This window comes from Carboxylicivirga caseinilyticus (genome assembly GCF_050589785.1).
GTDB classification, from domain to species: Bacteria; Bacteroidota; Bacteroidia; order Bacteroidales; family Marinilabiliaceae; genus Carboxylicivirga; species Carboxylicivirga caseinilyticus.
The window spans coordinates 46,533-68,533 of the sequence record NZ_JBNGOX010000021.1; the positions used below are offsets into that span (position 1 = coordinate 46,533).

The 22,001-nt window shown below is 36.0% G+C and carries 15 protein-coding genes; 4 read left to right on the forward strand and 11 right to left on the reverse strand.

From position 1 onward, the window contains the following. Positions 1–5: 5 nt before the first annotated feature. Complete coding sequence (locus ACRD62_RS12065) at positions 6–3,116, reverse strand: SusC/RagA family TonB-linked outer membrane protein (protein ID WP_430820368.1); 3,111 nt, start codon at positions 3,114–3,116, stop codon at positions 6–8. 264 nt (positions 3,117–3,380) lie between these two features. Here ACRD62_RS12065 and ACRD62_RS12070 point away from each other — a divergent pair, with 264 nt between their 5' ends. Beyond that, entirely contained in the window at positions 3,381–7,430 is a 4,050-nt protein-coding gene (locus ACRD62_RS12070) for a hybrid sensor histidine kinase/response regulator transcription factor (protein ID WP_430820369.1), read from the forward strand. Between the two features lie 40 nt (positions 7,431–7,470). Here the strand turns inward: ACRD62_RS12070 and modA are convergent, their stop codons facing one another. The 3 genes from modA to ACRD62_RS12085 all read right to left on the reverse strand — a co-directional run bounded on the left by modA (position 7,471) and on the right by ACRD62_RS12085 (position 9,986). Continuing rightward, entirely contained in the window at positions 7,471–8,259 is a 789-nt protein-coding gene (gene modA / locus ACRD62_RS12075) for a molybdate ABC transporter substrate-binding protein (RefSeq protein WP_430820370.1), read from the reverse strand. Positions 8,260–8,308: 49 nt separating this feature from the next. Beyond that, positions 8,309–9,493, reverse strand: a complete 1,185-nt coding sequence (locus ACRD62_RS12080) for a porin family protein (RefSeq protein WP_430820371.1) — start codon at positions 9,491–9,493, stop codon at positions 8,309–8,311. A gap of 139 nt (positions 9,494–9,632) precedes the next feature. Beyond that, complete coding sequence (locus tag ACRD62_RS12085) at positions 9,633–9,986, reverse strand: winged helix-turn-helix domain-containing protein (protein ID WP_430820372.1); 354 nt, start codon at positions 9,984–9,986, stop codon at positions 9,633–9,635. Between the two features lie 230 nt (positions 9,987–10,216). Between ACRD62_RS12085 and ACRD62_RS12090 the strand changes: the two genes are divergently transcribed. Continuing rightward, the gene (locus tag ACRD62_RS12090) at positions 10,217–10,867 is read left to right on the forward strand and encodes a cation diffusion facilitator family transporter (protein WP_430820373.1); all 651 of its coding nucleotides are present in this window, start codon (positions 10,217–10,219) and stop codon (positions 10,865–10,867) included. On the opposite strand, the gene ACRD62_RS12095 is transcribed toward ACRD62_RS12090, so the two are convergent. The 6 genes from ACRD62_RS12095 to ACRD62_RS12120 all read right to left on the reverse strand — a co-directional run bounded on the left by ACRD62_RS12095 (position 10,864) and on the right by ACRD62_RS12120 (position 16,980). Beyond that, positions 10,864–11,337 (reverse strand): hypothetical protein, encoded by a 474-nt coding sequence (locus tag ACRD62_RS12095; RefSeq protein ID WP_430820374.1) that lies wholly within the window; start codon positions 11,335–11,337, stop codon positions 10,864–10,866. The genes ACRD62_RS12090 and ACRD62_RS12095 overlap by 4 nt on opposite strands. Before the next feature lie 10 nt (positions 11,338–11,347). Continuing rightward, positions 11,348–11,932, reverse strand: coding sequence for a DUF1287 domain-containing protein (locus ACRD62_RS12100; protein ID WP_430820375.1), 585 nt, complete (start codon positions 11,930–11,932; stop codon positions 11,348–11,350). Between the two features lie 80 nt (positions 11,933–12,012). Next, positions 12,013–13,476: a right-handed parallel beta-helix repeat-containing protein gene (locus tag ACRD62_RS12105; protein ID WP_430820376.1), complete on the reverse strand. Its 1,464-nt coding sequence runs from the start codon at positions 13,474–13,476 to the stop codon at positions 12,013–12,015. Between the two features lie 115 nt (positions 13,477–13,591). Beyond that, on the reverse strand, positions 13,592–14,785 hold the full coding sequence (locus tag ACRD62_RS12110) for a M24 family metallopeptidase (RefSeq protein ID WP_430820377.1): 1,194 nt from the start codon (positions 14,783–14,785) through the stop codon (positions 13,592–13,594). 122 nt (positions 14,786–14,907) lie between these two features. Further along, positions 14,908–15,831, reverse strand: coding sequence for an alpha/beta hydrolase (locus tag ACRD62_RS12115; RefSeq protein ID WP_430820378.1), 924 nt, complete (start codon positions 15,829–15,831; stop codon positions 14,908–14,910). Positions 15,832–15,846: 15 nt separating this feature from the next. Further along, positions 15,847–16,980 (reverse strand): serine hydrolase domain-containing protein, encoded by a 1,134-nt coding sequence (locus tag ACRD62_RS12120; protein ID WP_430820379.1) that lies wholly within the window; start codon positions 16,978–16,980, stop codon positions 15,847–15,849. A gap of 683 nt (positions 16,981–17,663) precedes the next feature. Here ACRD62_RS12120 and hypD point away from each other — a divergent pair. After that, entirely contained in the window at positions 17,664–20,117 is a 2,454-nt protein-coding gene (gene hypD / locus ACRD62_RS12125) for a trans-4-hydroxy-L-proline dehydratase (protein ID WP_430820380.1), read from the forward strand. A 184-nt stretch (positions 20,118–20,301) separates the two neighbouring features. Further along, positions 20,302–21,210, forward strand: coding sequence for a glycyl-radical enzyme activating protein (locus ACRD62_RS12130; RefSeq protein WP_430820381.1), 909 nt, complete (start codon positions 20,302–20,304; stop codon positions 21,208–21,210). Between the two features lie 73 nt (positions 21,211–21,283). On the opposite strand, the gene ACRD62_RS12135 is transcribed toward ACRD62_RS12130, so the two are convergent. Continuing rightward, positions 21,284–21,742, reverse strand: a complete 459-nt coding sequence (locus ACRD62_RS12135; protein WP_430820382.1) for a YybH family protein — start codon at positions 21,740–21,742, stop codon at positions 21,284–21,286. Positions 21,743–22,001: the final 259 nt, after the last annotated feature.

Sequence of the window (22,001 nt, forward strand, 5' to 3'; positions counted from 1 at the left end):
ATTTTTTATAATGTTAGATTCACACCAACATTCACCATACTGTTTTGTGGATATTGTAAACCATTCGGATCCATCACTTCCGGTTCAACACCAACATCCTTCAAGTTATCCAATGAGAATAGGTTATAAGTACTTACATATACTCTCAGATTTTGTACACCTACTTTAGTAACTAAATCTTTAGGAAGAGTATATCCTAATTCCATTGTACGAAGTCTTAGGTAGCGAACATTTGTTAACCAGAAAGTAGATTGCTTATTGTAGTTACTATGACCACCTTTGTTATAGCGTAATGCCGGATATTTACCTGCAATCCATTCACTATTGATATCGTATGGATCTGCACGATGCCATCTGTCATTGTAGAAGTCAGACAATAATGCGCCTTCATTCTGATATGGCCAACGCATTTCCCAGTTTCTGTTATATGAATACATGGCTCCTCCTGAGAAATCAGCTCTGAAGTCAAATCCTTTATAGGTTAACAATAAGTTAAATCCATAATTTAGTATTGGGTTTTGATCTCTTGCATAACCAATTGGGCGTTCATCACGACCATCAATAAGTCCATCGCCATTGACATCCTTGTAGATAATATCTCCTGGAAGTAAACTAGTGTTTCCTTGTCCGTCAATATCAACCGTATAGTTGTTAATTTCATCCATTGACTGAAACTGACCAATAGCCTCATAACCCCAGAAAGTGCCTGTCCAACGATCTTCACCAGATGATCTGTAATGCTCCCATGAGTTACCCCAACGAGGTTTGTATGATTCAAGGAATCTATTTCTAGCATATGAGATATTTCCACCAACTGAATATTTAAGATCACCTGCTTTACCATCGTATGATAATGAGATTTCAGCTCCCATGGTTGCATCACTATTAACATTCTCTTGAGGTAAAGTGTAACCGATTTCAGCAGGCGTCAAAACATCATACTTTAGTCCTTTTAATCCATCACGTTTTCGATAGAAATAATCAACTGTACCATTTAATCGACTGTTCATCAAAGAGAAATCAACACCAATATCTGAAATCTTAGAAGTATACCAGCTAATATTAGTAATAGGCACACCTTTATCACGAGAACCTGCTACAACAGTACCATCCATAACCGTAGTTACAGAATTATAATTATAACCTGTCATATAGTCAAATGCACCAATACCAACATTATCATCTCCTAACTCACCATAAGAAGCACGCAGTTTAATATCAAGAGAAGAATCGCCAATCAGATTTTTCGCAAAATTCTCTTCTGTAATTCTCCATCCAACTGATGCAGAAGGGAAGAATCCCCAACGTTTATTATCAGCAAACTTCCATGATGCATCGCGGCGACCTGCCACCTCAACATAGTACTTATTGGCATAGTTATAATTTGCACGACCTACATATCCAATACGAGCAGACTCCCAGTCAGAATCATTGTATGTATCCATATCAGCAAAATATAACAGCGGCAATGCATTTGTCTTTGGAACAGCATGTACCCAAATATCCAATTCTCTGCGCTCAATACGCTCAGCCACAAAAGTTGCTGCTACATTATGCTTACCAAAATCACGAATATAATTTAACTGTCCTTGATATACCTGTTCAATATTTTTATGAGTTCCACGCTCTCTCCATGGGTTTTGCATACTGAAGGTCACATCATATTGTTCTCCTTCAGGACGATCAGGATAATAAGAGTAAGCCTCATAAGTATACTCATGACCATTCATAACACGATCAGCATAATAGTATGAATACATACCTTTGGCTGTCAAACCTTTTACCGGAAATTCATATTCGCCAGTAAAATTTAATTGCATTACACGCCAGTCTTCAGTCCAGTATCCTGAATCCTTTTTATTCAACAAAGCCCAATTGGTATCGTTATGGCCAATATTATTAATGTACATTGGGTTATCATTGGCATAAGGACGATCCATTGGAGTATTGCGGAATAAAGCAAAACGAGGTGCCCAATAATCATCACCTCCAGGAACACCTGGATTATCACGAGTTTCAATACGTCCATTGATGTTTGCCCCAACTTTTAATCTCTTGGCAATTTGAGCATTTACATTCGATTGAATATTCTGACGATTAAAGGTAAATTCACGTCCTAAAACCGAATTCTGATGAAGTTTTGTATAAGACAAATAGTAATCAATCTTATCAGAACCACCTGAAGTACTAACATTAACTGAATTTTGAGGAGCATTCGGTTGAATAATAAAATCATACCAATCAAAACTTTGATAACCAGGTTCAGTTCCTGCCTTCCACTTAGCCAACTCTTCAGGGCTAAGTACATTATTTACAGACCTTCCATCATTAATATCAGCTTCAACCTTACCTAATTGCCATTCATATGCATTGGTTGTTTTTGGAAAACGAGACCAGTTTTGCCAGCCATAGTAAGCATTAACGTTAATAGTATTGCTCTCACCTTTTTTACCGCTTTTTGTTGTTACTACAATAACTCCATTGGCAGCACGCACACCATAAATAGCAGCAGAAGCATCTTTCAAAACAGTAATACTTTCAATATCGTTTGGAGATATGTTATTGAACTGACCGGCATCCTTTTGAATACCATCGATAACATAAAGAGGTTCTCCCATGTTACGAATAGAAATAGTAGCTGAAGCTCCCGGACGGCCATCAGGCATACGGAAACTAACCCCAGCAATTTTACCGGCTAACGCAGAACTTACAGTGGCAGCAGGAACTGCCTCTAAATCCTTTGCACCCACACTTGAAATTGCACCAGTTAATGACCCCTTCTTCTGAGTACCATAACCAACTGCGATTACTTCGTTCAATCCAATGCTGGATTCCTGCATTACGACACTAATCGATGTTCGACCTGCAACATTTTCTTCAACAGTTTCCATCCCTATAAAAGAGAAAACCAAAACACCATCACTAGGAATACCTTGTAATGAATAATTACCATCAATATCTGAGATGGTACCATTACTGGTAGATCCTTTTAATAGAATTGAGACTCCGGGAACAGGATCTCCCATAGAGTCTTCAATCTTCCCTGCCACTGTCACCGTCTGGGCCAATAACCCAATCGGTACCATAAGTAGCAATAGAAAAAAGATTTTTTTCATAATTAATGAATTTGAGTTTATTTAAAACACGTTTTTTAAATCGGGGAACAATACTCTCCCACGATTCAAAGGAAGCTTCAATAAAGAGAATGGCCTGCTATGTTTTAACCAAACAATACAATTTTCCGGTCAAACCTTAAAATGTCTTAAAAACGAAATATTTAAGCCTATTCTGTTTCATTTTATGACCAATATTTTTCATTTAATTCAGGTATTTTATACCTTATTGTTACATTATTTTGAATGCAACGAATTAGTATTTTCATGAAAATTCCAATTATTAATAAAAGGTATCTACTGTTTTTTTGGCTTGTATATTCAGCTGTTTCTGCTTTTGCTGATGCTCACAAGATGACATTCAGAAAATACCAGGTAAATAACGGACTATCAGAAAATTCTGTCCAGTGCATTCTTCAGGACAGACAAGGCTTTATGTGGTTTGGAACCAAAGATGGACTTAATAAATACAATGGTTATGAATTTAAAGTATTTAAAAACGATCCTTTAAATCCTAATTCCCTTGGCAATAATTTTATTAGATCTCTTTATCAGGATAATGAGGGTAATATTTGGGTTGGAACTGATCAACGCCTTTATATATTAAATACTCAAACCGAAACATTTAGTCTGTTTGATATAAAAACTGAAAATGGCACAAATATTAATAGTACCATCACCTCTATCGTTGCAGAAGACAAAAACACAATATGGATTGGAACCGCAACTCAAGGTGTATTCGTTTATGATATTCAAGCAGGTAAATTAAATCAATACCTTAAAGGTAGCGATTCCTCTACCTTACACTCTAATCTTATTTGGCGCATTTATAAAGATGCGTCTAACACTGTTTGGATTGGCACTCGTAACGGACTAAGCAGATATTATAAGGAAACAAACAGTTTTGTGACATATGGGTCACGTGAAAATCCTGAATATATTGATGACCCTGAGATACTTTCTATTTATGAAGATTCCGATGGAATAATCTGGCTTGGAACCTGGTCCGGAGGTCTTGTTAAGTACAATAAATCAACCAACACATTTAAACATTATTTCGGAAAGTCAGACAAAAACTATGTCACTCATATCAGAAGCATTCTTGAGTATCGTAAGAATGAACTACTTATTGGGTCGGATGACGGCCTCTATTTGCTAAACAAATCAACCGAAGAATATCAGCGATTGGATGACCAACGTGATCCTAACAGCCTAAGTGATCAGAATGTGTATTCATTTTATAAAGATAAAGAAGGCGGAATCTGGATCGGAACTTATTTTGGTGGAGTTAATTATATGTCGGCTAATAGTACCATTATTGAACATTATTACCCAAGTTATAAAAGCAACTCCCTGTCGGGAAAGGCGGTCAGTCAGTTTTTAGAAGATGAAAATGGAAATCTATGGATTGCCACAGAAGATGGAGGCTTAAACTTTTTTGACACTAAAAACAAAAGTTTTAAAACCTACCTCTCGGGCGAAAAAGGCAAGTTTCTAAGCTACCATAATCTTCATGCTCTTACCTTTTATAGGGATAAGCTTTGGATCGGAACTTTTTCCCGAGGTTTGGATGTGCTTAATCTCGAAAAGCAAACTTTCAATAACTATCAGTACAGCTCAACCGACTCAGCTACCATTGATGATAACTGTGTTTTTTCACTATTTAAAAGTTCGAACAATGACCTGTATGTGGGTACACCATTTGGATTAAGTAAATTCAATAGTGATAAAAACAACTTCGAAAGAATAAAGCAGGTAAGAGGCTTTGTTTACGATATTATCGAAGATTATATGGGTAACCTTTGGATTGGTTGTTATGGAGAAGGCATTTACCGATACAACAGGCAAAACCAGAGCTGGACACATTTTGTTCATGAACACGGCAATCCCAATTCACTTTGTCACAACAAAATAATAGACATTTACGAAGACGAAAAACATCGTTTATGGTTTGCCAGTGAAGGAGGTGGATTAAGCAAATACAACTACGATACGCAAGACTTTACCACCATCAACCGGAGTAAAAATCTACCCAACGATGTTGTTTATGGAATACTCGACGATAAATATGGTAATATATGGGCAAGCACCAATAAGGGTATTTCTAAAATCAATCCGGTAACACTGGAAATATCAACCCTTACTCAGGAAGATGGATTACAAAGCAACCAGTTTAACTACCGTTCCAGTTTTAAAGCTTCTGACGGAAAATTTTATTTTGGCGGCATTAATGGTTTTAATGCATTTTATCCTGATCAAATCAAAGACAACAGTTATATCCCGCCGGTTCATATCACCAATTTCGAACTTTTGGAAGTAGATCAACCGCTTAAAGCTGATTCAGCCTTTAATACCGATTTTAATATCCGAAAGAAAATAGTTCTCAATCATGATCAGGCTTCTTTCAGAATTAGTTTCGTGAGTTTAAGTTTCCAGGCTCAGGAAAAAAATCAGTATGCCTATTTTATGGAGAATCTTAACACCAGATGGGTAGAAATAGGAAACCAACGTCAGGTATCATACATAAATCTTGCTCCGGGAGAATATACTTTCAGGGTAAAAGGTTCGAATAACAATGAAAAATGGAATCCCAAAGAAGACTTCTTAAGTGTTATTATTCTTCCTCCCTGGTGGAAAACCAAAACCGCCTATTTTATGTATTTCCTGCTAATAATGGGTGTGACTTATTCTATTTTCAGATATTATCTGAACATTGTTCGACTACGACAAAGAATTAAACTGGAAGAATTTCAAAATGAAAAAGAGAAGGAGATTTACACATCAAAAATCAATTTCTTTACCAATATTGCACATGAAATACGTACGCCTGTTAGCCTGATTCGTGCACCTCTTGACAGTATTCTGGCTTCGAAAGAAGGTAGTGCCGAAACAAAGGAAAACCTTTCCGTTATTAACAAAAACACTGAAAGACTTATCAACCTTGTTAATCAATTGCTTGATTTCCGGAAGATTGAAAAAGACACCTATTCTATTGAAGTCTCTAAAGTAGATCTGAATCAATTAATTACAGACACATGTTATCGATTTACACCCGCTGCAAAAAAAAGAAACATTCAATTATCCTCCCATATACCTGATAAAACAATTACCATTGATGCAGATAAAGATGGAATTACGAAAATTATAAGTAACCTGATTACCAACGCCCTTAAATTTACTAACTCTTTAATCACTGTTGAACTTGAAACAAACCACGTTCAGAATAAAGTGCGTGTAAAAGTTTCGGATGATGGACCCGGCATTGATGAACAATACAGAGAAAAAGTATTTGAACCTTTCTATCAGATTGACAAGGATATTAAAGATGATAGAAAATTTGGTACTGGTATCGGTTTAGCTTTATCAAAACAATTAGTTGAACGACATAAAGGGAAGATATATATTGAAAGCAATTCAAAAAATGGCTGCACCTTTATTGTTGAACTAAATACCCAACTATCCTTGCCTTCTAATGACTTCAAGGAACCAGAAAAAGCCATTGATGAGAAAGAAGTAAAACAGAGTGCAGCTATGATTGACTTTGGAAGCAGATCACAACAAACTATTATGGTAGTTGAGGATAATGAGGATCTGTTGAAATTTCTCAAAAACAATCTAAAGAGCGAATTCAATGTTTTAACTGCATTAAATGGCAAAATAGCACTGGATATCATTGAAGAAAATGCCATTGATTTAATTGTTAGTGATATTGTAATGCCAGAAGTTGGTGGATTAGAGTTGGTTGAAAAAATAAGATCAAATCAACAATACAGCCACATACCCATTATTATTCTTTCTGCCCGAACCAATCTCGATACTAAAGTTGATGGTCTGGATCTGGGAGCCGAAAGTTATATTGAAAAACCTTTTTCCATAGAGTTTTTGAAAGCTCAGATTAAAAGTTTATTGGCTAACCGTGCGCGATTAATAGAAAAGTTTGCCCAATCGCCTTTTATTCCATACGGAAGTATTGCAACCAATAAGAAAGACGAAGAATTTATTGAAAAACTAAATCAGGACATAGAACTTCACCTTACAGATCCTGAGTATAACATTGAAAGTATAGCCTCAACCTTATCGATGAGCCGCTCGAACCTGCAAAGGAAGATCAAAGGTTTAACCGACATGACACCAAATGATTATGTACGTGTCTATCGTTTGAAAAAAGCGGCTAATTTAATTACAAGTGGTGAGTATCGAATTAATGAGGTATGTTACCTGGTGGGCTTCAACAGTCCATCGTATTTCTCAAAATGTTTTAAAAAGCAATTCGGAGCTCTGCCCAAAGATTTTGTAAAAGACAATAATCAAGCATAAAAAATCAGCCGGTTTGACCATTATCAAACCGGCTAATTTTCTATTTTTTGAATCCAAACTTTTGCCAGATCATCAATGTCTCATCTGAATTCAAAAATTCATAAAAATCAATTGCTGCTAGTTTTGCATTACAAACACCGGCAACATAAACAATGGGTTTATGTGTTTCTTCAGGAAAAGTACCTGCAATTTTAACTTTTTTTGATTTCATTGCATCAGTGCGATAAACAATACCCAAAGGTGCCTCTCCAAGTTCCACCATCATCAGAGCAGACCTGACATCTTTAGAAGGAAGTAACTTATCCTTCAAACCATTATAAACATTAAGATAATCAAGAGATTGTTTGGCATACCTGCCTGCCGGAACATGCGAGGGATCACCAATGGATAAACGACTCTGTCCCAGCAATGAAACAAAATCAGTTTCGTTATTTATGTTTAAACTATCTAACTGAGAATTAAGAGGTACAATTAAGACCAATTCATTTGCCGCAATATCAGTTCTTAATTTTTGTTTGATAAAACCCAAACTATCAACATAATCAGCCCACGACTTACTGGCCGACAGAAAGATATCTGCTTCTCCACCTTGTTCTATCTGTCTTGCCAATGTGCCGCTGGATGCCAGATTTAGTTTTATTTTAACAGCATTTTCTTTTTGATACAATGTTACAATCTCAGAAAGAACATCAGTTAAACTGGCAGCTGCAAAAACCATTACTTCACCTTGTGCTTCGTTTTGACTCTTTCCGTTGCTTCCTCCACATGAACTTAAGTAAACTAATACAAAAAGAAACAATACAACCTTTGACATATATTTCATGATCATTCTTTATTATTTTAAACTTAATCTGATTATTTATTTATTACAACTTTAACTATAATCTGAATTGAAGAGCCAAACCGGCATAATCTCCAACCCGACTGGCAGCCGATCCACTCTGCAGTATATAATGGGCAGACATTTTTAACTTGTCTTTATTTAAGTACCAGTTCACTCCAAGGTCCCATGTTTCATCATTTCCAATTTGTTTAAATAACTCTTTTGGACCTTCCCCTTCATAATAATCGTAAGTTATTGTTGGCTCAAGATATTTATTGCCAATAATCAGATTGTAGGAAACACAAAGATGGCCCTCTGTACCTTTAAAATCATCATACCCATCTGCTGTCCTGCTCATTTTATAATACTCTCCATCTATATGCAATCCAACATAGTCAATCGCAACATCACCTCCATAAGTCTTTGTCTGATTGAAATACAGAGACTCATTCAGGTAACCATTATTTTGGTTTGAACCACCAACAGCAACCGAAACTCCTTTACGATTTCTCCACTGATTACCAGATAACATATAATTGTATTTGGTTTGTTCGGGTTCACCAAACGAAAACATTAAACGTCCTGTTAAAAGTTGACTCGCATAATCAGGGTTTTCGAAAGCTTTGGGCTCATACACACCTATCCTGTAATTTATTCCGAATCCATTCCAGTTTTTAAATCCTCCTAATCCGATACCACTTTCAATACCATTGCCTTTTCCCGTAGAAAAAGAGCGCAAATACCAACAAGCTCTGGTTTTATCAAATCCACTTACAGCCCAGGGTGATGTATTAAATTGTCGACTGGTGGCTGCCCAGAAATATCCAGCATGAACGTTTAACAGATCACTGTTTTTTAATAATTTGGCAGTAATATAGGCATTCCACACATCAATACCTCCGTAGGATCCTTTGGTTGAAGAGTAACCATCCTGCCCCAAACGATCGAGCTGAAGTTGAAAACTGTATCCTAAAAACCAATAGGGTTGTCCCTGGGCCCCTGCACGAAATCTGCGTATCTGAGTATCATTTCGATTCGCATATTCATGATCCTCATCTTTCTCCTGTGAACTATAAGTAGCCCACGTTTCAATCGAAACAATTGGTTTAAAGGCCTTATCCATGTTAGGTTTTAACCACACTGAAATATCCTTTTCTTCGGATTGGGCATGTACCGCTCCTATCAACAGGTTGCAGGCCAATCCCAGAACTAGTACTGAGAAAAATTTAATCTTCTTCATCCATCTGGTTTTATAGTATTTTGTTAGATTCTGTTTTCGTTATTCACAACACCGAATAACGAGGATTAAAAAAATCATTATTCATTTATCTGAATAACGACGTTTAAAAAAAATTCTTTATACATTTTTATGAATAACGCTACCTAAAAAAAGTATCAGCCATTTTTTCATTTAATTTTTGTTTACAAGTGTTGATCTCATCCTTAATCATTTCAAACCGTGCAATAATTTTATTACCAAACTTGGTTACTTCAGCTCCTCCTCCATTACTCCCTCCACGCTGACGAACCACCAACGGTAAAGGAGATAGCTCATTCATTTCTTTGATAAAATGCCAGGCTTGTTGATAAGACATTTTCATTTGTTTAGAGGCAGCATTTATAGATCCTTTGTCTCTTACCAAACACAATAAATCTATTCTTTTCTGATTGATGAAAAGTTGATCAAACTTATAGATCTCAACATTAGAACTAATTGTAAATGGTGACTTCATATCTTACCACTAATAAATACAATGCCATTAACATTATCGATCTGAAAAACTGAAGATTAAACAAAATATAATCATTCCAATTCTTACATTCTTGTAAGAAACTACCGTTATGTAATACCGAAATGTTAAAAGACAGATATACTTTCTGACACAAAACCCCTATTTATTGGTATTTGAACAAAACCAATAAGTGGCTAGCTTTGTTAGCTAACCAGCCAAGAATTGGAAATATGCACGAACATAAACACGAAAGAAAAACTTTTTGGGTAGTATTGCTAACAGCTGTAACAATGGCTGTGGAGATATTTTTTGGTTTAACAACCAAATCTATGGCGCTGTTGGCTGACGGAATTCATATGGGATCTCATGTTCTGGCAATAGGTCTTAGCTGGCTGGCTTATGTATTTGTTCGAAAAGTTTCGAAAAGCAAATCATTTACCGGCAATTCCGATAAAATCTTATCCCTTTCGGGCTACAGCAGTGGCTTAATGCTATTGATTTTTGCCGTTGTTATAATGGTTGAAGCTATTGAACGTCTTTATAATCCTCAAGAAATAGTATATAAGGAAGCAATCTTAGTAGCGATTATCGGTTTAGTTGTAAATATTGCGAGTGTCTTTTTATTGCATCACGATCATGAACATTCAGACCATAATATACGCGCAGCATATATGCATGTAATTGCAGATGCTTTAACAAGCCTGTCTGCCATTATTGGATTAACTGCTGCAATGCTTTGGGATATACCATTTATTGATACCATAGCTGCATTAATCAGTTCGGTTGTTATAATTAAATGGTCTGTTGGATTATTAAAGGATTCTGGAGCTTCGTTATTGGATATGGAAAAAAGCGAACATTCGCATAACCATCATCATTAACAGCGATCAATCAGTTCTTGGATTTCTTTCAGATGTAAATAGAAATGCCGAGGAAAATCCTCCACCATTTCCTTTAATGAGACCATTCCATTTCCAGAATCCCACTGGTTATTCAGTTTTGCTATATCAATCTGGGCCACTACATGCAGAAAATGCAGATGTCCATATTTCCATGTTTGTACCAGATTATTCCAATCTTCATCCAGATAGTTTTGAATGGCAATCCATCTGTCATTATTTCCATTACTTGCATAACATGGAAATTGAAATGGGCTTGGCTGATATTGCAAATGAATGATGCGGTGAGTGTTATTCGATGCAGAATCATACATATGACCAACTATTTCTTTGATCGTTCTATTCTGGCTGTTTCTTCTATCCACCAATAAATCATGATTTAAACTCATCAAACGAACTTCCCATTCTAAAACACCCGGTTTTATTGATTGAACAACATCTTTAAAATACATATCAGTAGGGTTATTTTTGAAATTGATAATGACCAATTATTGTATATCTAAACAAACAATCTTCCAATACCTGACCTGCTCCAATATTATGAATTATCTGATATCGTCTCTGATTAGTTGATTTAATATTGGATACGATACCAATATGAGTAACATTGCCACCTAAATTCCAGCAAACAATATCTCCTGGATGATAATCCTCCGGATTTTGTGATTTTGAAAGAGCAGTACCATGCCTTTCAAAATATTTTATCAGATTGGGCACCCTTCGATGATCGATATTTTTATCGGTAGATGTTAATCCCCAATTTTTAGGATATAAATTAAAATAAGCTTTCATATCCTCATGAACCTCTTTCTGCAGATCAATATCAAACATTCGATACGCCCGAATAATAACATCGGTACAAACACCTTTGTCGGCTGGAACATCTCCACCTGGATAGGATATGCTAAAATAGGATGGATCATAAACCACATGCTGGTGGGTTAACACAAAAGCTGAATCAGCCAGCTGATTGAAGAAAGTATTCTGACAATATATTGATGGAATAAAAGTAAATACAAAACCAATAATCAGAGTTATTTTCTTCATGAAGCATAATTAAAAAAAGGTTAAGCCTCACTAAAAATACAATTTCTCTTATTAATATAATAATGTAGTATACATTAATCCTACTCTTTATTAAATAGTTTCTTCAATGCTGTAATCTTCTCTTCAACAGTATCCTGATCTAAAACTTTTTGAATATCCTTTTTATTCACTTTAGTGGTTGTTTCAGCTTTATCCTTAAAATTGCCTGACAAAAAATTATCAGAGAATATGGTTTCCTGATCTCCACCCATTTCAAAGATTCCTACCACTCCATCCTGAGTTTGGAATATATTATTTTGAATATTTGTTTTTACAGGCCATTTATTACCCCAATCACCCATTTTAATGATTCGATAATCGGTAGTATCAACCTCTCTATTATTTACTACTATCAGATTATTACTAATCTCAGTATTCTCGACCGGACCGGTTATGTGGATTGTTGGAGTAAACCAACCTGCCTGTTTGGTTGGATACTTTCGAAGTCCATCATTTACGCTTATGTTGTAACGAATAATGGTTCCGGTGGTACCTTTGTTCCAGTTTTTTCCCAACGAATAACCATCATTACAAATCAGTAAAAACCCTCCGGCATTATCGTGACTGTAATTGTATTGAATGATTGTACCATGGCAATTGTAATCGGCATCAAATCCCTGTCCGTCCCACTTGGCATTATGACCACTAACCTCGTTGTATTGAATAATGGTATTATCACAACTCCATGGCCAGATTCCGGCCGCAGCTTCTTCGTATGATAAAATATCAGGACAATCACGCATTATATTGTACTCAATCAATGCTCCATCGCAACCAATTGGCACTATCCCATCGCCCGGCACACCTTCTATAAGATTACCAACAATATGTACATTTAAACTGGGAAACCAATTATCACGACCGGCATATCCACCTGAATAAATTCCATTTCTACCACAATTCAAAATATGACAATCCTTAATAACTAATCCATCAAAACATGTATTGATACTGTCACCAGAATTCTCCCAATAAATGCCACCACCGGCCCCTTTTTGTTTTACCAGACTTCCATTAACGTCGCGCACCAGAAGGTTCTCAATTTTCACAGAATGACGAACACCACTATTCCGAGCCTTGATATAAACTCCAAATCTATTTACCTCCCTTTCTTTTCCAGTATTGGTTATTTCCAAATCGTAAATCTCACAATAAGCAGGATTCTCTAGCAACAAGCCATATTGCTCTTGCCCCAGGCCATTTATTACGGGTCTTGGCAAGCTATTATCTCCATATGTACCAACGTAAATTGGTTGATCTTTTTCTCCCTCTAATTCTAATTTCAGAGGTTCATTAAACACGCTTCCTTTCTTAAAAAAAACCGAATCACCAGCAACCAATTTTAATTGGAGCAGATTTTTCATACTTCTCCAGGGTTTAGTAATGGAAATGCCAGTATTCGAATCAGCCCCTCCTTTAGAATCTATATAATAATTGGTTGCATTCAGATGAACTGTAAATAAACTGGCTACAAAAAGGATATTTATAATAGCTGACTTTTTCATTGGATTATATATTTAAATCAGAATGCGAGTTAGTCAATAAAATATAAAATAAATGGTACAAAAAAGCAGGAAACTAATACATTTCCTGCTTGTAATTATTTTCGGCCGTCTTCTGTTAATCGACTAATATCATTCCCGGATTATTTCCGGAAATACATCGTCCACCTTGAGGAGTTACCACAAACGTATTTTCGATACCTACCATTCCTACTCCTTCAATACCTTTTTTAGGTTCTACAGCGAATACCATGTTCTCTTCAAAAGGCATCTTAAATCCCTTAGCCAAAACAGGAGCCTCGTCCATTGTTATTCCTATACCATGTCCCAAAAACTTAACTTTACGATTTCCAAACCCCATGAAATTCTTTTGGAAATCAGGCGATAAACTATCCATTATGGTTTCATAAACCATTTCACCAGAATTGCCGGGTGTTAACATGGCTGCAATCCTATTTTGAATTTCAACACATTGCATATGAATTTTGATTACCTCATCAGGTAGTGAATTACCAAACATATAGGTAACTGTTTTATCAGAATGATAGCCGTTAACTCCGACTCCCATGTCTACAAATACCAAATCACCTTTCTTTAGTTTACGATGACGGCTACCCAAGCTTGGAACAGCAGCATTCAAACCTCTGTTACCACCCGGACCATCAAAGTTAGTTGGCATTAATGAACTGGTTCCAAATCCTAATTGGGCAACAACAAGATCAGTATCGTGCATAGCAAATCGAGCTGTTCCCTGATGCCCCTCCTTCACCGCAACTTCATATAGTTCGGCTGCCAAATCAGCTTCTGTCATTCCTTCGCGCAATATTGCAGGTACTTTCTCTTCTAAAACGTGCTGATGTATTCTTCCGGCCTGCTCCATAAAACTTAGTTCCCATGCACTTTTTACAGCACGTGTCATCGACAACTGAAAATCCAACCCTTTAAACGTCTCAAACAAAAAATGCTTTTGAATACGGTTAAACATAGCTAAAGGAACAAACTCACTCTCAAGATACACAACAGATGGCTTTTGCATATATACTTCAGCTGCATCACGGTAGCTACTCATCGGACGAATGTCTTCAAAGGCCGATTCTTCCATTGCTCGTTCATAGCTTCGGCGTACCCAGTAAACAGCACTTTTATCGCGCTCAACCACCAACATACCTTCTGACATTGAACCCGTAAAATACAGTAAGTTTACTTTACTGAATATCATAGCCATTTGCCAATCCGGGTTTTGCTCATTCATCAACCGGCAAAACGATTCCATCCTCATCTTTAACTCAGAGGCAGGTGTTTTCTCGCTCATAAATTTATTTTTTTGAAGCGGCAAAGATAACAGCTATCTGTTTTTTAACGGAAAAATTCTGTAAGAAATATTAAAACCGATTTTTACAACCATGATATAATATTTATTGCAAAGCACTTTATTTATTCCTTTTTGTTTGCATCTAAAAATCCAAAAATCTTTGTCACGTAGGGGACACCTCCCACTCTCCAAACATTTAAATGGTTGGCATCAGGTATTTCCAAAAACTCTTTATCATCAGATGCCAGATGTTCGAAATTCTTTCTTCCATAATCAATTTTAATTCGATCATCTTTTGTTCCATGTACCATTAATATGGGTTGATATACATTTTGTGCAGATACAAAAGGTTTAACATCTGAAGGTGAAAAATCAGCAATCCTGCCTGAACGATAAATAAAATAATCAGTTAGTAATGGTATGTCAAATCCAATAAAATTAGGTATATAATCATGCACAATTGTTTCAAAATCAGAAAACGTACTTTCAATAATTCCAAACTTAATTTCAGGTTTAACTGACATAGCCTGCAAAGAAACAGCAGCGCCTAATGATTGCCCCCAAATACCAATATTATCTGTAAGTTTCTCATTATTCAATAAGGTATCAACAACAATAGAGAGGTCTTCTTTTTCATGATAACCGAATGTACAATATTCACCCTCACTTTGTCCGTGAGCTCTAAGATCAATTAAAACAACATTATAACAACTATCAGCCAAAACCTTGGCCATTGGTAAGAAATATTCTTTACAGGATCGAATTCCATGAACCATGATGATAGTTCCTTTCTGAATAGTCTTATTCGAATAAATAACATACCCTTTCAAGTCTAAACCATCATTCGTTTTGATCACTAAATCATCTGAATTCAAGTTAAAATCAGCCGGAGTATTCAACCTTACTTGATTAGAAGATTTCAATAACGAAATTACCCCTCCTTTGGTTTGAATAATCAATCGGGGACCAAAATAATTCGCAGTAATTGCAATTGGAAGTATTATAACTAACAGAATTATTAAAATCCGATATTTTGTTTTACTCATTAATTAAAATCAGCTTTAATTACTCAGTTGATCTCTCCATTTATATAACAACACACCACATTTATTTAGCTTAGGATGTAATTTTGTAAGATCTTTAATAAGATATTCCAATGGAGTTCTTTCATCTTTCGGTATTCGTTTATTATCAGCATTGATAACAATAACCAGATCAAGATCAGGAACAATATTAATAATCTGACCTCCATTGCCCGGGATAAACCATGAGTCAAAACCAAATTCAGTTTTTACCATTTGCCACTGATACCCTCCATAAAGGGGATGTTTAATTTCGATGTGAGGAGTAAATGTTTTATTGATCCAATCGGAGGACACTATCTGCTTGTCCATCCACATACCTTTATTTATATGAAGTAAAGCATATTTAGCAATATCTCTGGATTTTAATTCCAGTCCTCCTCCTAAATCATAGATTCCATTCTTTGCAAACCATTTATAATTGTCAATTCCTAAAGGTTTAAACAAGTTATCATTGGCAAATTCTGCAACATCCTGCCCGGTTGCAACTTTAATTATCTCTCCAATAATAATATTATTAGGACCACTATATGCATATTGGGTTCCGGGAATGGTTTTCATGGGTAAATTTAAAGAGGCATCTAACCAGTTATCCATCTTATCCATTTTTACACCCATATTTTCAGGATCGGTTATAGGTAAAGAAACCTCATCCCAGGCAAAACCTGAGGTACTGGCTAATAAATCCTGAATGGTAATCTGATATTTTAAAGAATCAGCTTTTAGTGAACCATATTGAGGAAAATAATCAAGCATCTTTTGATTCACATCTTTAATCTTTCCCTGATCAATTGCAATACCCATTAAAATCGGGCTTATACTTTTAGTGGTTGAAGCCATATAATGTACTTCATCAGGATTCCAGCCATTATAATACTGCTCAATAATTAACTCATTATTGTGTATTAGCAATATACTTTGCAGTTTACCGTACTTGCCTTCTGCAACCTCATTACTTATTTTCTCAAAATTATCTTTATTAAAATGATGTTCGGAGAGGTTTGATACTTTTAAACCATCATTTTTGTCGAAGGGTTGATTATATGAAACACCTGAATGTTGTTTACAGGAAATTAAGTTTACAACAATTAAAATACCGATTAGCTTTTTCATTTTGTTAGGATTATGTCTAAAGATAACAAAACTTTTTAAGCACAAGTAATAAACAATTTGATTAATAAATCCTCTACTCCCAGGTTTCAGAACAAAGTAAGCTGATTATAAACTCCAGCCTAGCAATATTTATTAATAGGTAACTTGGTAAATAAGAACATCTACCTAGTGTAATAAACAAAAAACCCGCCTCAACATTACACCATTTCGTTGAAGCGGGTCCTATTCCTTTTGGTTTGGCCGTTGCCTGGTTAAGAAGTTGAATAGGAATAGGTTGGTTATACTATCTGGTAGTATAGGGTGTTAATTCATTGGTTAGATATTTTATTCATTAAATAATCTTGCATGAAATTAAAAAAATAATCTCATTAAACAATGTCATTTAATTGATATTCAATAGATATTTAATATTTTTAGTAATAATCCGTAAAAAGTTAATCTATTTATACCTATTCTTATTAGCAACATTTTCTTAATCTCATCGATAACAGCAATTCCTTTTTTCTTATTTTTACACGATCAATTCTGATATCGTGTTTATTAAAACATACAAAAAACTATTTGAGTGCCTGATAATCTATCTCAGGTAACATCTTCAAGAGGAAGAAGGTAAGTTCTTTTGTATAAAATTACCTTCCGAAATTTCTTTTATCATATTTCAATTCACACGATTATTTTTCAATATGAATACTAAACAATCTATTGTTGCTCCTCAAAGAGCAGCTAATACTGAGGGCAACTATTACAACGTAAAAAGTGAACGTTCTAATCCCGGAATGAATGACCGGATTCAACGTCTGCGTCAATTGTCAGTCGAAACTGAACCTTCGCTTTCAATCGAACGAGCCTTAATTGAAACAGAATTTTACAAAGAGAATTATGGCAAATATTCAATACCTGTTTTAAGAGCTCTAAATTACCTTGAGATATGTAAAAAGAAAACCATTTATCTCGGTGAAGGTGAACTGATTGTTGGAGAACGGGGACCTAAACCTAAAGCCGTTCCAACGTTTCCTGAGTTAACTTGCCACAGTGTTGAGGATTTACATGTATTGAATACAAGGGAATTGCAACGATATACCATTAGTCAGGAAGATATTGACACTTACGAAAGAGAGGTAATTCCATACTGGGAAGGACGCACTCAACGCGAGCGAATCTTCAATCACGTACCCGAAGAATGGAAAGCTGCCTACGAAGCCGGGTTGTTCACCGAATTTATGGAGCAGCGTGCACCAGGTCATACCACGCTTGATGGTAAGATTTATAAAATGGGATTGAATGATTTTAAAGCCCGCATAGCTGAAGAAATTGATCGTCTTGATTTTATGAATGATGTGGAAGCCACGGATAAGTTGGAGCAATTAAAAGCGATGGATATTTCGTGTGATGCCACCATATTATTTGCCCAACGTTATGCCGAAATGGCTGAAAAATTGGCACAGAAAGAAAGTAATGAGAAACGCAAAGCAGAGCTTTTAAAAATTGCAGAAGTTTGCCGTTGGGTGCCAGCCAATGCTCCCCGTACATTCTGGGAAGCTATCCAAATGTATTGGTTTGTTCATCTGGGAACAGTTACTGAACTGAACGGTTGGGATGCAATGAATCCGGGTCACTTCGATCAGCATCTGGCTCCATTTTACGAAAAAGAACTGGCTGATGAAACATTAAGTCGTGAGGAAGCAAAAGAATTACTTTCTTGCTTCTGGATTAAAGTAAACAATCACCCGGCACCACCAAAAGTGGGAATCACTGCCCGCGAAAGCGGAACCTACAACGATTTTACCAACATCAATATAGGAGGAGTAAGAGCTAATGGTTTAGATGGTGTGAATGAAGTTTCATATATTATGCTTGAAATAATTGAGGACTTACATATTCTACAACCCGGTAGCTCCATACATATCAGTTCAAAAACACCGGATCGTTTTCTGAAAGAAGGCTGCAAAGTTATTCGTCAGGGACATGGTTATCCTTCTGTTTTCAATCCCGATATTTATATACAGGAATTACTGCGTCAGGGTAAATCACTGAAAGATGCGCGTGAAGGTGGTTGTAGCGGCTGTATTGAAGTAGGTGCTTTTGGTAAAGAAGCATACCTTTTAACCGGATACCTAAACGTTCCAAAGATTCTGGAAGTAACATTAAATAATGGTATCGATCCGGTTACCGGCAAAAAAGCTGGTATTGCATCAGGCGACCCACGCGATTTCAAATCCTACGAGGAACTTTACGAAGCCTTTGTGAGGCAATTGAATTTTGTGGTTGATCAGAAAGTACGTGTTAGTAACTACATCGATCAGATGTTTGCTAAATATGCCCCTGCTCCTTTCCTATCTGTTGTGATTGATGACTGTATCAGCAAAGGAAAAGACTATTACAATGGCGGACCTCGATACAATACCAATTATATACAGTGTACAGGTCTGGGAACCGTAACCGATAGTTTATCTGTATTGAAACACCATGTATTTGAAAAGAAAACCTTCAGCATGGAAAAGATACTTGATGCTGTTTCAAAAGATTTTAATGGAGAAGAAATTCTTCGCCAGACCATTATCAACAATACGCCATTTTTTGGTAACGACGATCCATATGCCGACAATATTGCCTTGGGTGTTTACGCAGATCTACTAAAAGCTATCGATGGAAAACCAAACACTAAAGGAGAGCAGTTTTATCTGAATATGTTATCAACCACTTGTCATGTTTATTTTGGTAAGGTAATGGGAGCAACACCTAACGGAAGACTGGCCGGTAAGTCAATTTCCGACGGAACATCACCATCACATGGAGCAGATACACACGGACCATCAGCGGTGGTAAAATCGCTTACCAAACTCGATCATACTATGTCGGGTGGCACTTTGCTAAACCTGCGCTTTTTGCCAAGTTTGCTGAAACGAGATCAGGACATTGCAAAATTGAGTCAGTTGATCAGAAGCTATTTTGCTTTAGGTGGCCATCATGTTCAGTTTAATATTGTTGACACAGCTACATTGTATGCAGCACAGCAAAATCCTGAAGATTATAAGGATTTATTGGTTCGTATGGCTGGTTACAGCGATTATTTCAACGACATGAATGCGGATCTTCAGCAGGAAGTTATTGACCGTACTGAAAACGAATCATTTTAAAACAGATTATAGATAATTAGACAATAGACTGTTAGAGTTATTTACATGACTCACAAAAAACATTTTTAAAATCTGATATTCTAAAACAAAATACACAGCCAAATTCAGAGAGATACAATAGTTATCTTTGGATTTGGCTACCATTTTCATTGACTTCACTCTTATATCTGATCATTAATAACCAATGAGCAACAGTCTTATTTTCGATATAAAGCGTTATGCAATTAATGATGGCCCGGGAATCAGGTTGACCATCTTTTTTAAAGGTTGCCCGCTAAACTGTAAATGGTGCCATAATCCGGAGAGTATTTCACCACAAACGCAAAAAATGTATGCCAAACAAAAATGTATTGGTGCACAGGCTTGCATTGATGTTTGTCCTGAAAATGCTTTAAGCCTTACACCCGATAGTATTATTACTGACTGGAATTTATGTACAGTTTGTGGTAAATGTGCCGAGGCTTGCCCAACAAAAGCCATCGAAATGAGTGGTCAGCAAATGGATATCGATCAACTGATCAAAACCATCGAAAGCGAATCACTTTTCTTTGATCAGTCAGGTGGTGGAGTAACTTTTTCGGGTGGCGAACCTTTGATGCATTACAAAACACTGCTTCAGCTTTTAGATGAATGTGGGAAAAGGCATATTCATAGAGTAGTTGACACATCGCTTTTCAGCCGATCAGAAATTGTGAAACAGGTAGCCGAAAAAACAGAACTTTTTTTGGTTGATCTAAAACATATGAATGATGAAAAGCACAAAAAATATACAGGTGTTTCAAATCAGTTGATCCTCGAAAACATTCGATTACTTTCAGATATTAATTCTGATTTCTGGATTCGTATACCCTTGATAGATGGTGTTAATGCCGATGAAGAAAACATTAAAAAGAGTGCTGAATTCCTGAGTAAGTTAAACTGGCAATCAAAGTTGGTAAACCTACTACCATATCATGACATTGGCAGAAACAAGCATTTAAAATTAGGCTCAAGTTATAACGGCGATGGAATGAAAGAACCCGCCCAACAAATAATTGAACGTAGCATTCGTATATTTTCAGATTTCGGAATTCAAGCTATCGTGGGAGGATAGAGGAATAAAAGGATAAAAAACAAAGGCAAAAGTATGGCATAAATTACCTTTAATGTTTTGTCTTAATTAGATCCTAATCCCAAACAAATTTCCAGTTTCCATCGATCTGGCGTTTCCATACTGTATGAAAAACACCGGTATCTGATTTCACTTCACCCAAGGAATCAATAACCGAATATATGTACTGACCATAAGTGTAGGCCAGATCACCGGAAGCTGAAACTTCAACAAAATCGGGTTTCCAGCTAAGTTTTACCTTATCGGAATTGAACTCTCCATACTTAGCAGCTATAGCCTCTTTACCCTTAATAAGTTTATTTGAGCGCATTAAAACAGCACTATCTGCAGCATAGTAAATAAAAGCGTTACCTATTCCTTCTTTTGCAGCCATTTTCGCAAAGTCCGCTTCAGTTTGAATAACTTCTTCTTGCCATTGGATAATCAGCTTAGAGTTATCTTCTTGTTGACATGCTGATAAGAGAACTAATATTCCGAATAAAATCCCTGATAACTGTTTGGCTGTTTTTTTCATATATCATTCCTATTAAGCATTTAAAAATAATACAATTCATCAGAAAATCTGCAGCTCAAAATAATTGTTGTTCTTTCTAAACATTATCATTTAGTATTTTACATTACGATATGACCTCCATTAAGATTTACCCATTCAATATGAAATTTTAATATCACGTAACATACTATCCATCTGGCATTCAAATGAATTTGCAATCAATCATTTTTTTGTATCTTATTAACTAAACCGCTCTTGTCGTATGTCCTAAGTTTAGTAA